The organism is Thermoanaerobaculia bacterium (assembly GCA_035717485.1).
Lineage (GTDB): Bacteria > Acidobacteriota > Thermoanaerobaculia > UBA5066 > DATFVB01 > DATFVB01.
The window spans coordinates 1-14,605 of record DASTIQ010000338.1 but is presented as its reverse complement, the minus strand read 5'-3'; the positions used below and the strand labels follow the sequence as shown (position 1 = coordinate 14,605).

Below are 14,605 nucleotides of genomic sequence, written 5' to 3'. Positions count from 1 at the left end.
GAGCGAGGCCGCGGCGCGCCGCGTCGACGCCGCGCAGGAGCTGCTTCGGCACGCCGAGGCGCGCCGGAAAGAAGGGCGGGAGACGGATCTCGCGGTGGAGCGCTCCTCGCTCGACCTCGCCCGGGCGCGGCAGAAGGCGCTCGACGCCGCGTCGGACGCGGACCTCGATCTCCGGGAGCTCCGGCTCGCGATCGGGGCTTCGCCCGGCCGGGAAATCGTCCTCTCCGACGATCCCGCGACCGCGCTCCCGGCCGCGCCGGCCGACCGCGAGAGCGTGCTCGCGGAGGATCCGGCGCTGCGCGCGCTCGAGCGTCAGGCGGAGATCCTCGACGCCGTCCGGAGCGCGAAAGCCCGGCCGCTGGCGCCCGTCGTCCAGGCGGAAGCGCAGTACTGGCGGCTGCCCGGCTACTACGCGAAGTACTACAACCACTTCAAGGCCGACGACTGGAGCGTGGCGGTCGCGATCTCGCTTCCGATCTTCTCGGGCGGACGCGTCGACGACGATCGGGCCCGCAGCGAGAGCGCCTGGCGGCGCGCCGAGGAGCAGGCGAGGGAGCGGCGCGAGACGCTCGATCTGCGGCTCGCGCGGAGCGAAGCCGCGGCGGCGCGGGCGGAATCGGCCGCCACCCTGGCCCGAAGGGGCCGCGGAGTCGCGGAGGAGGCGCTCGCCGCCGCCGAGGCGCTCGCGCGCGAGGGAAAGGGGGACGCCGACGCGCCTTTCCTGCGCCGCATGGAGCTCGCCGACGCCGAGGAAGCGGTGGCCGACGCGGAACGCGCCGTCGCTGCCGCGCGGGCGGAGGCGCTCGCGGTGTCGGGACGGCTGCTGGCGGCCCTTTCCTGAGGCCGGCGCGCGGCGGCGGGCCGGGCCCGGGTCTCGCCGCGCCTCGTCGCCGGGGGCGGTGAAACGGGACAGTCTCGGAGGCCTACGGGCTTGACGTATTAGTAAATATACGTATAGTTATTTTCTATGGGACGCCGAGCCCGGATCACCCGTCCGCAGGTGCTCGCCGCCGCGCGCGAGGCCTTCGCCGAGCGCGGCTTCGATGGAACGACGCTCGCCTCGATCGCGGCGCGTCTCGAGGTCAGTCCCGCGGCGCTCCTGCGGCACGCGCCGACGAAGGAGGCGCTCTTCGGCGCGGCGATGGCTTCGGCCCGGTCCTCCGTCGGGGTGCCGCTCGAGTTCCTCGACACGCTCGACGGAAGCGAGGACCCGATTCCGGTGCTTCGGCGGATTGCCGAGCGGGTCATTCCCATCCTCGAGGCGACCTTCGCCGAGTCGATCGTCGGATGGCTCCACGCGCGGCGCGGCCCCGGGCCCGTCGCCATTCCCCTCCCGTTCGATCCGCGCTCACGGTCGACGCCGCCGCAACAGGTCTTCTCGGCGATCGAGGGGTATCTCGCCCGGGCGGTCGCCCGGGGGACCCTGTCGATCGCCGACCCGCGCGCCGCCGCGACGGCCTTCCAGGGCGCCCTCTTCGCCTACGTGTCGTTCCAGAAGCTCTTCCGGATCCTGGATCCGCCGCTCCCGCTGGACCGTTATCTCGAGACTCTGCTGGCGATCTGGACCCGGGGAGCCCTCCCTCGCCGTCCGGCGCCGAAGAAGGGAAAGAGGAAGACGCGATGAAACGCGCCGTCATCGCCCTGGTCGTGCTGGCGGCGGCAGCCGTCGGCGCGTGGCTCCTCCTCACGCGTCGGCGCGTCGAGCCCGGAGGCTTCGCGGGGACCATCGAAGCCCGCGACGCGCAGGTGGGCTCCCTCGTCGGGGGGCGGGTCGCGCGCGTGCTCGTCGACGAGGGGGCCGCGGTGCGCCGGGGCGACGTTCTCGTCGTTCTCGAATCGGACCTGCTCGATCGGCAGATCGAACAGGAGCAGGGGAACGTCGCCTCGCAGCAGGCGAATCTCGAAAAAGTCCAGCGCGGCCCGCGAAGCGAGGAGATCCGGCGGGCGAGGGCCGACTGGGAGAACGCCGAGCGCAACAGGAAGAGGAGCGAGGCGCTGCTGCATTCGGGCCTGGCGAGTCCGCAGCAGTACGACGCCGACGCCGCCCAGGCGACGATGCTCGCGGAAACCTACCGGGAACTCGCCCGGGGGAGCCGACCCGAGGACATCGCGCAGGCGCGCGCGCAGCTCGCGGCGGAGCAGGGCCGTCTCGCCTTCCTGTCGCGCCAGAAAGAGGAGCTCACGGTGCGCGCGCCCGCCGACGGCGTGATCCAGACGATCGATCTTCGTCCCGGCGACCTCGTCGCCGCCAACCAGGGAATCGTGACGATCCTCGAGCCCTCGGAGGTCTGGGTGCGCGTCTACGTTCCGGAGCCGATGCTCGGCCGCGTGCACGTCGGCGACCGGGCGCGGATCTTCGTCGACACGTTCCCGGGCCGGGCGTTTCCCGGACGCGTCGTCGAGATCCGGCAGCAGGCGGAATACACGCCGAGGAACGTCCAGACGCTCGACCAGCGCGCCGATCAGGTCTTCGGCGTGAAGATCGCGATCGACCCTTCTCCGGACCTGAAGCCCGGAATGGCGGCGACCGCGCGGATCGGAGACGTCGGCGGGGGATCGGTGGCGCGATGAGCGAAGCCGCGGCCGGCGCGTACGGGATCGAGGTCGAGGGCGTCTCCCGGGACTTCGGGCGCGTGCGCGCGCTCGACCGCGTTTCGCTCCGGGTGCGCCGAGGAGAAATCTTCGGGCTCCTCGGGCCGAACGGTTCGGGAAAGTCGACGATGATCCGGATCCTCTGCGGGCTGCTCGCGCCGACCGAAGGCGCGGCCCGCGTCGACGGGCTCGACGTGGTCCGTCAGGGCGAGGAGATCCGCCGCCGGATCGGATACGTTCCCCAGAAGTTCTCGCTGTACGAAGACCTGACGGTCCAGGAGAACCTCAACTTCTTCGCTTCCGTGTACGGTCTCCGGAGAGAGAAGCTCATCGAGGCGCGCGAGTGGGTCGTGGGGCTCACGGAGATCGCTCCGTACCGCCGCCGGCTCGCGGGCCAGCTCTCGGGCGGATGGAAGCAGCGCCTCTCGCTCGCCGCCGCGCTGATGCACCGGCCCCGGGTGCTCTTCCTCGACGAGCCGACCGCGGGCATCGACCCGGTCGCCCGCCGCGAGCTCTGGAACCTGCTCTTCGCCTTCGCCGCCGACGGCGTGACGCTGTTCGTCACGACGCACTACATGGACGAGGCGGAGCGGTGCGGGCGCGTCGCCTACCTCTATCTCTCGAAGCTCCTCGTCGCCGGCCGGCCCGACGAGCTGACGCGGCTTCCCGAGGTCACCCCTCCGGGGCGCCGGCGGGTCGAGGCGGCCTGCGAGCACGGGGTCGCGCCCTTCATGGCGCAAGCCCGCGCGCTCCCGTACGTCGAAGACGTGACGATCTTCGGAAACGCGCTCCATCTCCTCGTCCGCACCGACATTCCGGAAACGCGGATCGCGGCGGATCTCTCGGCGGCCGCCGGCGCGCCGGTCGTCGTGCGCGGGATCGACGCTTCGCTCGAGGACGTCTTCGTCCGTCTCACGAAACGGCAGATGGACGAGCGCGCGGCGGCGGCGGGGGAGGCGGCGTGAGGGGTTTTCTCCCGGTCCTGCGGAAGGAGGCGGTGCAGATGCTCCGCGACCGCGCGACCCTGCAGTTCGCCCTGGCCGTTCCCGCCTTCCAGCTCGTGCTCTTCGGGTTGATCGACACGAACGTGCGGCACGTTCGAACGGTCGTCTTCGACCAGAGCCGGACCGAGGAGAGCCGCTCGCTCCTCGCGGATTTCCAGAACACGAGCTACTTCGACGTCGTCGCGTGGGCGCCGTCCCGTCCGGCGATGCGCGAAGCGATCGTCTCGGGGCGGGCCTCGGTCGCGATCGAGATTCCCCCCGAGTTCGCCCGCCGCCGCCTCGAAGGACGCGCCGCCGACGTGTCGGTCCTGATCGACGGGTCCGATTCGACGATCTCGAGCGCGACGCTCGCCGCGGTCAACGGAGTCGCTCTCTCGCGCTCGCTCGAGCAGCTCGCCGAGCGCGCGAACGCCTCCGACCTCGCCGTCCGCGTGCACCCTCTCCTGCTCTTCAACCCCGACTCCCGGAGCGCGAACCTGCTCATTCCGGGGCTCGTCGCCATTCTGCTGACGTTTTCGGGAACGCTGCTGGCCGCGTTCGCGATCGTCCGCGAGCGCGAACGGGGCACGCTCGAACAGCTCATGGTGACCCCCGCGTCGCCGAGTGCGGTCGTCCTCGGGAAGATCCTGCCTTACCTCCTGCTCGCGTTCATGCAGCTGCTTTTCGTCCTTTTCCTGATGGTCGCCGTCTTCCGCGTGCCCATCCACGGCAGCCTCACGCTCCTCCTCGCGCTCGCCGTCGTCTACCTCTTCTCGCTCCTCGCGCTCGGCCTTCTCGTCTCCGCCTTCGCGAAGACCCAGATGGCCGCGATCCAGAGCGCGCAGGCCGTGCTCCTCCCGTCGATCATGCTCTCGGGCTATTTCTTCCCGCTGTCGTCGCTTCCGGCACCCCTGCGGGTGCTCGCGCAGCTCTTTCCGGCGACGCACTTCATCGCGATCTCGCGCGGGATCATCATCCGGGGCGCCGGCTTCATGGCTCTCTGGCGGAGTGTGGCGGCCCTGCTGGCGATCTCGGCGGTGCTGATCGCCGCCAGCACGCGCGCGTTCCGAAAGACGATCGGCTAGCCGACGCGGCGATCGACCGCCGAAGACGGGCGCGGCGGCGAAAGCCCGCGACGCGTCCGGCGTCGTCGGCGGGCCGCGGGCGCAAAGGACACGCTGTTTCCGGGGCGGGACACTAGAATCGTGCGCATGTGCGGCATCGCCGGTCTGGTCGATCTCGCCGGCGGAGTCCCCGACCGCCGTCTTCTGCTCGCGATGATGCGGCGGATCGCGCACCGCGGTCCCGACGGCGGCGGCTGGCTCGAGGACGACGGCCAGTCGCTCCTCGAGGGAACCCGCGATTCGTCGGTGCCCACCGGTTCGCGGCCCTTCGCCATCGCGGCGCGCGGCGCCCGGGCCGTCCTCGGGCACCAGCGTCTCGCGATCACCGATCTCTCCGACGCGGGGCGGCAGCCGATGACGCGCGGCGACGGCAGATACTGGATCGTCTTCAACGGCGCGATCTTCAACGCGCCGGAGCTCCGGCGAGAGCTCGAGAGCGCGGGCGAGCGATTCACGACGACGACCGACACCGAGGTGCTGCTGGCGTCGTGGATCCGTTGGGGGGATTCGGCGCTCGACCGTTTCAACGGGATGTGGGCGTTCGCGATCTGGGACTCGCGGCAGCGCGAGCTCTTCGCCTCGCGGGACCGATACGGAATCAAGCCGTTTTACTGGACGATCGCGGGCGATCTTTTCGGGTTCGGGTCGGAGCCGAAGGCGCTCCGGGCCGTCCGCCCGGCCGTGCCCAACCTGAAGCTCGTGTCGGACTATCTCGCCTTCGGTGCGAACATCCCGGAGGGCGACGCGACCGCCTACGAGGACTACCGTGAGCTCCCGGCGGGGTCGCTCCTCCGGGCGGGCGCCTCGGGCATCCGCGTGCAGAGGTGGTACGACCTCGACGCTCGCGTCCGCGACGTCCCGCCGCCGCCATCGTTCGAAGGAGCCGCCGCGCGCCTGCGGGGACTGCTCGACGATGCGATCCGGATCCGCCTCCGCGCGGACGTTCCCGTCGGACTCCTGCTGTCCGGCGGCGTCGATTCGTCCGGGATTGCGGGAATCCTGGCCGCGAATCACCGCGGTTCCTTCTCCGGGCCGGCGATATCCCTCCGGTACCCGAGGGCGGAGATCGACGAGAGCCATTACTCGGACGCCGTCCTGCGCGCGACGGGGATCCCGGGCGAGTACGTCGAACCGACGCCGGAAGGCTTCGACCGCGATCTCGACGATTTCGTCTCGCGGACCGACCATCTGATGATGGGGTCGGTCGGGTACGCCCAGTACCTGCTCTACGCGCGGGCGCGCGCCGTCGGGCTTCCGGTGATCCTCGTCGGCCAGGGATCCGACGAAATCTTCGGCGGCTACGAGCCCTGGGACGTCCACGTGGCTCAGCTCTGGAACCGGGGACGCAAGGGGGAAGCCATCCGTGAAGGGTTCCTCTCCGGCCGCCGGCAATGGGGTTGGCTGACCGGAATCCGGCACACGATCGGCGTTCTCCGGACCGCGCCCCGGCCGCCGCGGTGTCGATGCGACCCCGCGGGAACGCTCCAGGAGCATCAGCGGCACCTGCTGCTGCTCGATTACCTTCCGGCCATCCTGAAATCGGAGGACCGGAACTCGATGGCATCCGCCGTCGAGTCGCGTCTGCCGTTTCTCGATCACCGCATCGTCGAGTTCGCGAGGACCCTTCCCTCCGATTACCTCTGCCGCCGCGGATGGACGAAGGCGGTGCTTCGCCGCGCGCTCGAGGGTCTCGTTCCCGAATACGTCCTTCGCCGCCCGCGGAAGCTCGGGCTTCCGGGGCCGCTCGCCGGGCTGGCCTGCGCGCCCCAGGCCGATGCCGCGCGTCGCCGGCTCGTCGAGGGCGGCTGGTTCCCGGCTTCGCTGCTCCCCGAGGTCGGACGAACTCTTTCGGAAGCGGGTCAGATCCGGCTGCGCATTCTCGACGCCTGGGCGCGGACCTGTCTCGACGGCCCCGGCCGGGTCAGCGCGTCGCCGGAAGCCCCCGCCACTTTCGGGTAACGCGGACCAGAGCGCCGCCGAGGAACCGGCGGTCGAGCCGCCGGAGCCTGCCCCTCCAGTCCGCCTCGCGGTTCCACGCTTCGATTCGGCGGCCGCGAGCGATCTTCGCCCGCACCGCGCGGGCGAGGCGGCGCCGGTCCCGGCTCTCGAGCAGCGCGAGGAGAGGGGCCCAGGAGAACTCGAAGTATTCGGGCGAGTAGCCGAAGGTCATCGCCTCGATCGCCTCTTCGGTGACGCGAGCCCCGCCGAACGCCGGGAATTCGTCCAGCACGCCGAGCGCCTCGAGGGCCGTCATCGTGCGGAGGCACTTCTCACACCGGCCGCAGTTGAGCTCTCCGTCCGCGAGCGGCCCTTCGAAGCAGACGAGCAGATGACGCCGCGCGAGATCCCAGTCGGCGATCGCCTCGATCTTCTCCGGCCGCGTCGCGTGGTATCCCTCATGGCGAATCTCCACGCCGGAGCTCGAATAGAGCGGGTCGAGCAGAGGATGGGTTCCCCATCGAGGGAGCGAGGATGCGTGGAAGGTGGCGGCGATCGCCGCCGAGCCGACGCGCGCCGCGGCGAGGTGCGCCAGAGCGGCGAGGAGCGCTCCCTGCTCCTGCGGTCCCGCGAGCCGCGGCGCGGGATCGAGGAGACGGAAATTGCTGTCGATCTCGACGAGGTCCAGGCCGCTCCCCGCGGCGACCGCGGCGACGCTTCGCGACTGGCGGCGCGCGAGGTCCACGGCGCGCGGGCTCGGCTCGGCCTCGACGAACGACATGCGGAGCGAAGAGATCGCGTCGCGGAACGCGGCCGGATGATCCGCGGGGAAAGCCCGTCGGTTCGTCCGGAGCAGGTGGAGCGAGTCGACGCCTCCCGTGAGGAAGAGCGCCGCGCGGTCGCGGCGCCTCGCGAAGGGCCGCCAGCCACTCGCCGGTTCGAGGCGTACGGCCTCCCGATCGAGCCGCCACCATCGCGACAGGAGCCGCTGCGCGGCCCCGATCCCGTCGCGGAGCCGGGGGCACAGGGATCCGGCGACGGCGATCCGGCGTTCTCCCCGGCGCCACGCGGGGATCGCCGCGGCGAGGAGAAACGGATGGAGATCCGCGCGGAGAGCTTCCGCGCCGACGCCCGCGACCGAGAAGAACATCTCGAGGGGAGGGAGGTCGGCGTCTTCCCACTCGAATCGCGCGGTGACGGAGGCCCGCTCCCCGTCGCGGCTTTCCCGGGCGGCCTCGATCCTCACGAAGCGCGCGCGATCGACCGGCGGAGCGCGAGAAGGCGCCCGCCGAGGAAGCGCCGGTCGGCGCGGCGGAGAAGTCCCTTCCAGCCGGCGTTCCGGAACCAGCGGGCCTGGCGCTCCGCCGCGGCGAGCTGGCGCTCGACGGCGGCCGCGAGATCGTCGCGCCGGCCGCGAAGAAGAGGGAGGAGATCCCGCCAGTAGGGCGCGTAGTGCGGGCCGACGGAGAATGCATCGATCGCGTCCGGGGCCAGGTCGCGAACCGGGAACTCGCGCGACTCCGCGAGCCGGCCGAGCCCGGCGAGGGCCGCCATCGTGCGGAGACATTTCTCGCATCGGCCGCAGTTCAGGAAGGGCGGCGGCGGACCGGCCATGCAGACGAGGAGACGGGACAGCGCCCCTTCGGCCGCGGCGAGCTCCGCGATCCGTTCGGGGCGCGTGATCCCGATTCCTTCGTGTCGCACGGCGACGGCGGCACTCGAGAACGACGGATCGATCAGCGGATGCGTGCCGAGGGGAACGAGGATCGACGCGTCGCGTCCGGAAGCGAGGCAAACCGAGCTCCATCGCGACGGAAAGAGATGCGCCGCCGAGGCCAGCACCGAGGAGAGGGAAACCCGGGCGATGAAATCGACGTCGGACGCGACCTCGGTGGCGTTCGTCACGACGGGGACGAGGATCAGCCCGGCGTCCGCGGCGATCGCGTCGAGGACTTCGCGCGTTCGCGCGTAGGCCCCGAACGGGTCTGCGGGATCGAGCTGGTCTGGCGCGTAGAGGCCGAAGACGGCGAGCGCGTCGCCGAATGACTCGGAATGCTCGCGCGGGAAGTCGACGCGGTTGCGGCGCAGGAGGTGGGTCGAATCGATTCCTCCGGTCAGAAAGAGCGCGGACCGTTCCGGGCGGCGCGGGAGGGGGGCGCGGAATCCCGACCGCGGCTCGATCCGGGGCGGCTCCGACGGGATCCGCCCCCAACCCGCGAAGACGCGGGCGGCGGCGACGAGGCCCTCCGCCAGGCGGGGGCAAACCGGTCCCTCGAGCGCGATCCGCCGCTCCCCGCGCGCCGCCGCCGGGAGGAACACGGCGGCGAGGATCGCGTCCGGCGACGCTGCGAGGTCCTCCGCGGCGGATCCTCCCGCTTCCCACCACACGTCGAGCGGCGAACGCCCCGGCTCGTTCTCCCACTCGACCCGCGCGACGACTCTCGCGCCTCCCGGGGTCCGCTCCCGGCGCGGCCCGGCGATCTTCATGAAGCGGCCCGGGCGATCCGTCGCCGGAGCGCGAGCGCGCGACCGCCGAGCCATCGCCGGTCGAGCCGGCGCAGGAGGCCGGTCCATCCTCGGTTCCGCTCCCACGCTTCCGCGCGACGTTGGGCTTCGAGCCTCTCCTCGATCGCCGCCCCGAGATCCGGGCGTCCGACGCGGCGCGCCGCGGACGCGAGCGGCTTCCAGTAGTAGTCGAGCCGGCGGTACGGCGCGACCCCGGGAAGATCCCGGATCGCTTCGGCCGTGATGTCGCGCGGGAAAGTCTCGGAATCCGCCAGCGCCCCCGCGACGAGGAGCTCCATCATCGTCCGGAGACACTTCTCGCACTTCCCGCAGTTGAGCAGCGGATCTCCGGGAAGCGGGAAGGTGCAGGTGAACAGGTGGCGGTGTTCCGGTCCGGAGCGTCCCACCCTCGCCGCCTTCTCTTCGCGCGAGACGCCGATTCCATCGTGGACGAACCGGAGCGCCGAAGTGCCGAAGAGCGGATCGAGCAGGGGATGCGAGCCCCACGGGTGAAGACCCGACATGGCGTCGTCCGACGCCGCGAGGGCGATCGCGGAGAATCGTCCCGAAAAGACCTGCGCGATCGCGGCGAAGAACGCGCCGTGGGACTCGAGACTGAACGAGCGCAGGTCTTCCTCGAGCTCGAGCAGATTCGTGGAGACGACGGTGAGCGGCAGCCCGGCTTCGGCCGCGATGGCCCGGGCCGCGCGTTCCGATCGGGCGCCCGCCTCGGCCATCTGCGTTTCCTCGGGAAAGAGTCCGCAGCGCGAGACGAAAATCGCGTGCCGGACCGCCGCGGGGTGCTCGCGCGGCAGGCCCGAGCCGCGCGAAAGAAGGAGGTGGAGCGAATCGAGCCCGCCGCTGAGAAAGATCGCCTCGCCTCCCGCGGCGGGCGGAGACGCCGCCCGGAAACCCTCAGAGGGCTCGAGCGCCGGCAGAGGCCGATCGCCGCCATACCAGGTCCGGAGAACCGCCGCCGCGGCCCGGAGCCCGTCGCGGAGAACCGGGCAGATCGCGCCTTCCACGGCGATCCGGCGCTCCCTCGCCCGGAGGGCGGCGACGAAGACCGCGATCACGAATGCATTCGGGTCGGCCGAGGGGACGTCGCCGGTGAGGAACGAGAAACGGAGATCGAGCGGCGCCCGGACGGCATCCTCCCACTCGACGCGCGCGGAGACCGCCTCTTCCCCGCCGGCAGTCCGGAAGCGGCGGATCGCGCCGACTTTCACCGGCGGAATCTCCGCCGAAGGCCGGAGAGCGCGCCGCCCAGCCACCGCTCGTCCGCGCGGCGCAGCGTTCCCTTCCAGCCCGCCGGCCGCCTCCAGCGGTCGTACGCTTGCTGCCGGGAAATGAGGCGTGCGATCGCGCCGGCGAGGTCGGGGCGGCCAGCCGCGCGTGCGGCGCCGGCGATGTCGTGCCAGTAATAGCTCAGGAGCCGGAAGTCCTCCAGGGGAGCAACGGCCTCGATGTCGGCGGCGGAAACGCGGCCCGGAGGAAACGTCGGCGGATCGTCGATTCCCGCGGCGAGAAGCAGAGACACGCGCGTGCGCACGCATTTCTCGCAGCCGCCGCAGTTCGGCGCGTCGCCCGGGAGAGGACCCTGCCCGCAGACGAAGAGAGACGCGAGAGCCGCCGGCCACCGGGCGATCTCTGCCGTCTTCCGGAAACGCGAGGTCTCGACTCCCCGATGGTGGATCGAGAGGGCGGCGGTCGAAAAATTCGGGTCGAGCAGCGGATGGGACCCCCACGGACGAAGGCCGGTGCGCAGGTCGTGCGACGCGCTGATCGTCACGTCGGTCAAACCGGAGCCGGCGGCGAGGCCGACCGACGCCAGGAGCGACCCGTGCGTCCACCTCAGGTGGCCGGGGGCGTCCGGCTCGAGCTCGTTCGCGTTCGAGGACACCTCCCATTCTTCCAGCCCGGCGTCCTCCGCGAGGAGCGACACGGCCCGGGCGCTCCGGATCTCGACGTGGGCACGCCGCTCCGGAGACGAGTCGACCGGGAAGACGAAGTCGCGCAGTCGAATCGCCGCGCGGAACGAGAGCGGATGATCGCGGGGAAGCTCACGGCGGTTCCGGAGGATTTCGAAGGCCGAATCGATCCCGCCCGACGCCATGACGGCGGCGCGCCGGCGTGCCGGGGCGCGGGAGGGCACGAAGCCGTCGCGGGGCTCGATCACGGGAGCGGGGGCTTCGTGACGGTTCCAGGCCCCGAGGACCGCGGCCGCGGCCGCGATGCCGTCGCGCAGACGGGGACACACGGCCGCTTCGACGGCGATTCGGCGTTCCCCTCGCCGATACGCGGGGAGTGCGGTCGCCGCGACGAAAGCGTTCGGATCGGCCGGCTCGCGCGCCGAGGCGCCGCCGATCTCGAAAAAGAGGGTCGAAGGGGGACGGTCGACGTCTTCCCAGACGATCGTCGCCTCGGTCCGCACGCTTCCGCCGCCCGACGCCGTTCGAAATCCCCCGATCTTCACGCGAAGACCCGCCGGTAGAGTTTCTTGATCCGGCCGCCGAGGACGTCGCGATCGAACCGCCGGAGCGCGCCGGACCAGTCGAGCCCTTCGACGCGCCGCCGGTGGCGGATCGTCGCACGGATCTTGCGCTCGATCGCCGCGGCGACGTCCGCGCGACCGCGAGCGCGCATCGGTGCGATGAGCGTCCCCCAGAAGTACTCCGTTCCGTTGTCGAATTCGAGGCCGCGGATCGTGTCCGCCGTCACGCGTCCCGGAGGAAACGAGCGCGCGTTCTGGAGCGTGCCGGCCGCTTCCATCTCGACGAGGGTTCGGATGCATTTCGTGCATGTCCCGCAGTTCATCGTGCGTCCCGCCGGCGCGTCGCTGCAAGAGATCAGCCGTTCGAGAGCGACGGTCCGCCCCCGCAGGCGGACGAGCTTGTCGACGCGCCGCGCCGCGAGGGACTCGTGGCGGATCGCGAGCGCCGCGCTTTCGTAGCCGGCGTCGAGCAGCGGGTGCGTTCCCCACGGAACGAGGTGCTCCGCCGGCCACGACGAGGCGAGGACGACGGTCGTGAAGCGCCCGGCGAGCATGTGCGCACCGGAAAGGAGCGCTCCGCCCAGGTATTCGTACGCGAAGAACGAAAGATCGGGCTCGAGCCTCCTGAGGTTCGTGGTCATCCGCGCGAGCGGCACCCCGATGTCGGCGGCGACTTCTCGGAGGGGACCTTCGATCTTCGCGTACTGCGACACGGCCCACGGCGATTCCTCCGCTCCGGGATAGTCGAGACCGCGTATCCAGAGCGCCTGCGAAAGGCGCGCGGGATGGTCCGCGGGAAAGTCCTCTCGATTGGAATAGAAGAGGTGCAGCGAATCGACGCCGCCGGTCAGATAGCCGGCGGAAGCGGGAACGGCGCGCGGAATGGCCGCTCTCCATCCGTCTCGCGGCTCGAGAAGGGGCAGCGGCGCGGCCGCCGGGCGCCAGGACCGGATCACCCCGCCGACGACTTCCAGGCCGGCGGCGAGCATCGGACAGACGGCGCCGTCGACCGCAATCCGCCGTTCGGAATGACGCAGAGCTGGAACGAAGGCGGCGGCGACGAACGCGTTCGGGTCCGGGCAGGCGTCCTCCGCGAGTTCCTCGTCGAAGTCCCACCAGATTTCGACGGGCGGACGGTCCGAGTCCTCCCAGACGACCGTCGCGGCGAAACGGGTCCCGAACGTCCCCGGTCCCTTTCGGAACCCGCCGATCCTCATCCGGAACTCCGCAGCCGCCGGCTCGCTCGGAGGAGCGCCGAACCGAGGAATCGCCGGTCGAAGCGGCGGAGCGCTCCTTTCCAGCCGCGATGGAGGCCCCACCGCTCCGCCGTGCGCGCCCGTCGGACGAGACCCGCCGCGGCAGCGGCCAGATCGTCCCGACCCCGCGCGCGGAAAGTCTCCGCGAGGTCGCCCCAGAATCCGGCGACCGCCCACGCATGAAGGCCGGGGTCGACCTCATCGAGGATCGCGGGGGTCACGTCGGCTCGTTCGAATCTCGCCGCGCCGGCGGCGGACGGCCCGAGAGCGGCGAGCGTCCTCAGGCATTTCTCGCAGCGTCCGCAATTCAGGCTCCCGGATTCGAGAGGGCCCTGGGTGCAGACCATCAGCGACGCGAGCCCCTCCGGCCACGCGGCGATCCGGGCCGCCTTCTCGATGCGCGACGCTTCGATGCCCTCGTGGAGAATGGCCAGCGCGCTTCCGGAGTAAAGAGGATCGAGGACCGGATGCGAACCCCAGGGCCGCAGCTTCGCGACGTCGAGATCGGCGGCGATCGAGGCCGAGGAGATCCGCCGGGAGAGGAGATGAGCCACGGCCGCGAGCGCCGCGGAGTGGTACTTTGCCGCGAAGAACGTGAAGCCCTCGTCGAGAATCCGCAGGTTCGTGCGGACGAAGATCGGCTCGAGATTCGCCGCTCTCGCGAGGGCGGAGGTCGCTCGCCGAGTGCGTCGCCAGTAATCCTCCGATCGCCGGGAAGGGTCCGCCGGCGCGAAAATGTACCCGTCGAGGACGATCGCGTCGCGGAAGGACGCGGGATGGCCGGCGGGATACCGGTCGCGGTTGCGCGCGATCGAGAAGAGCGAGTCGAGGCCGCCGGAGAGGAAGACGGCCGCGCGAGGCGGGTCCGCCGGAAACCGCGGCGCCGGCCCGCCGGACGCCTCGATGACGGGAGAGCTTCCGGTGCCGAACCAGTTTGCGAGCAGCGCGACCGCCGCCGCGAGCCCGTCGCGGAGGCGCGGACAGAGGGTTCCTTCGACGAGGAGGCGCCGCTCTCCGTGATCTTGCGCGGTGACCGCCGCCGCGACGGCGAACCCGTCGAGCTCGTCGGCGAGCGCCGGGCCGAGCGCCGGAGCGACCTCCGCCCAGATCTCTCGCGCCGGCCGTTCCGAATCTTCCCAGACGACGGTCGCCGACACGCGAATCGCGTCTTCCGACGACCTGCGGCGGAGATCGAAGAGCCTCATGCGCGCGCGCTCCGGCGGAACCGGCGGCGCGCGCGGAGGAGACGCTCGCCGAGGATCCGCCGGTCGATCCGACGGAGGAGGCCGGTCCAGCCGGCGTCGGCATGCCAGCGCTCGACGTCGCGCGCCCGACGCACCCGGCGCTCGACGGCGGCCGCGAGGTCGAGCCGGCCCCGGCGCCGCAGCGGCTCGACGAGCGGGGGCCAGTAGAACTCGAGGTCGGCGGGAACGTCGGCCGATTCGACGGCCGCCGGAGTGAGATCCGCCGCGAAGGAAGCGACGCCGGGCGGCGCTCCGGCGGCCGCGAGCTCGGTCATCGTCCGCACGCATTTCTCGCAGCGCCCGCAGTTGAGCGCTCTGCCGGGAAGGGGCGCTTCGTGGCAGACGAAAAGGTGCGCGAGGAGCTCCGGGCGCGCCGCGATCGCCTCGATCTTCTCGAGACGGGTCCGCTCCGCGCCACCATGCCGGATCTCGAGGGCGCCGGTCGAGAAGAGCGGATCGAGGAGCGGAT

The 14,605-nt window shown here is 71.6% G+C and carries 13 protein-coding genes; 6 read left to right on the top strand and 7 right to left on the bottom strand.

Annotated elements, in window-relative coordinates; translation table 11 throughout:
- The 6 genes from VFS34_17865 to asnB form a co-directional block, all read left to right on the top strand.
- On the top strand, positions 1-841 hold an 841-nt coding region (locus VFS34_17865; GenBank protein HET9796313.1), incomplete at its 5' end, for a TolC family protein.
- Positions 842-967: 126 nt separating this feature from the next.
- Positions 968-1,624: a TetR/AcrR family transcriptional regulator gene (locus VFS34_17860; protein HET9796312.1), complete on the top strand. Its 657-nt coding sequence runs from the start codon at positions 968-970 to the stop codon at positions 1,622-1,624.
- The gene (locus VFS34_17855; protein HET9796311.1) at positions 1,621-2,571 is read left to right on the top strand and encodes an efflux RND transporter periplasmic adaptor subunit; all 951 of its coding nucleotides are present in this window, start codon (positions 1,621-1,623) and stop codon (positions 2,569-2,571) included. The genes VFS34_17860 and VFS34_17855 overlap by 4 nt, the downstream gene beginning before the upstream one ends.
- Positions 2,568-3,557, top strand: coding sequence for an ABC transporter ATP-binding protein (locus VFS34_17850; protein HET9796310.1), 990 nt, complete (start codon positions 2,568-2,570; stop codon positions 3,555-3,557). The genes VFS34_17855 and VFS34_17850 overlap by 4 nt, the downstream gene beginning before the upstream one ends.
- Positions 3,554-4,660, top strand: coding sequence for an ABC transporter permease (locus VFS34_17845; GenBank protein ID HET9796309.1), 1,107 nt, complete (start codon positions 3,554-3,556; stop codon positions 4,658-4,660). The genes VFS34_17850 and VFS34_17845 overlap by 4 nt, the downstream gene beginning before the upstream one ends.
- A gap of 126 nt (positions 4,661-4,786) precedes the next feature.
- Positions 4,787-6,658 (top strand): asparagine synthase (glutamine-hydrolyzing), encoded by a 1,872-nt coding sequence (gene asnB / locus VFS34_17840; GenBank protein HET9796308.1) that lies wholly within the window; start codon positions 4,787-4,789, stop codon positions 6,656-6,658.
- Here the strand turns inward: asnB and VFS34_17835 are convergent.
- From VFS34_17835 to VFS34_17805, 7 genes are all read right to left on the bottom strand, one after another.
- The gene (locus tag VFS34_17835; protein HET9796307.1) at positions 6,621-7,883 is read right to left on the bottom strand and encodes a hypothetical protein; all 1,263 of its coding nucleotides are present in this window, start codon (positions 7,881-7,883) and stop codon (positions 6,621-6,623) included. The two genes, asnB and VFS34_17835, sit on opposite strands and share 38 nt — an antisense overlap.
- Positions 7,880-9,124: a hypothetical protein gene (locus tag VFS34_17830; protein ID HET9796306.1), complete on the bottom strand. Its 1,245-nt coding sequence runs from the start codon at positions 9,122-9,124 to the stop codon at positions 7,880-7,882. The genes VFS34_17835 and VFS34_17830 overlap by 4 nt, the downstream gene beginning before the upstream one ends.
- The gene (locus VFS34_17825; GenBank protein ID HET9796305.1) at positions 9,121-10,371 is read right to left on the bottom strand and encodes a hypothetical protein; all 1,251 of its coding nucleotides are present in this window, start codon (positions 10,369-10,371) and stop codon (positions 9,121-9,123) included. Before VFS34_17825 ends, VFS34_17830 begins: the two co-directional genes overlap by 4 nt.
- Positions 10,368-11,618 (bottom strand): hypothetical protein, encoded by a 1,251-nt coding sequence (locus VFS34_17820; protein ID HET9796304.1) that lies wholly within the window; start codon positions 11,616-11,618, stop codon positions 10,368-10,370. The genes VFS34_17825 and VFS34_17820 overlap by 4 nt, the downstream gene beginning before the upstream one ends.
- A complete protein-coding gene (locus VFS34_17815) occupies positions 11,615-12,853 on the bottom strand; it encodes a hypothetical protein (protein HET9796303.1) in 1,239 nt (412 codons plus the stop codon). The genes VFS34_17820 and VFS34_17815 overlap by 4 nt, the downstream gene beginning before the upstream one ends.
- Positions 12,850-14,097 (bottom strand): hypothetical protein, encoded by a 1,248-nt coding sequence (locus VFS34_17810; GenBank protein HET9796302.1) that lies wholly within the window; start codon positions 14,095-14,097, stop codon positions 12,850-12,852. The genes VFS34_17815 and VFS34_17810 overlap by 4 nt, the downstream gene beginning before the upstream one ends.
- Positions 14,094-14,605, bottom strand: a 512-nt coding sequence (locus VFS34_17805) for a hypothetical protein (GenBank protein HET9796301.1), incomplete at its 5' end; no start/stop codon positions are given. The genes VFS34_17810 and VFS34_17805, both read right to left, overlap by 4 nt.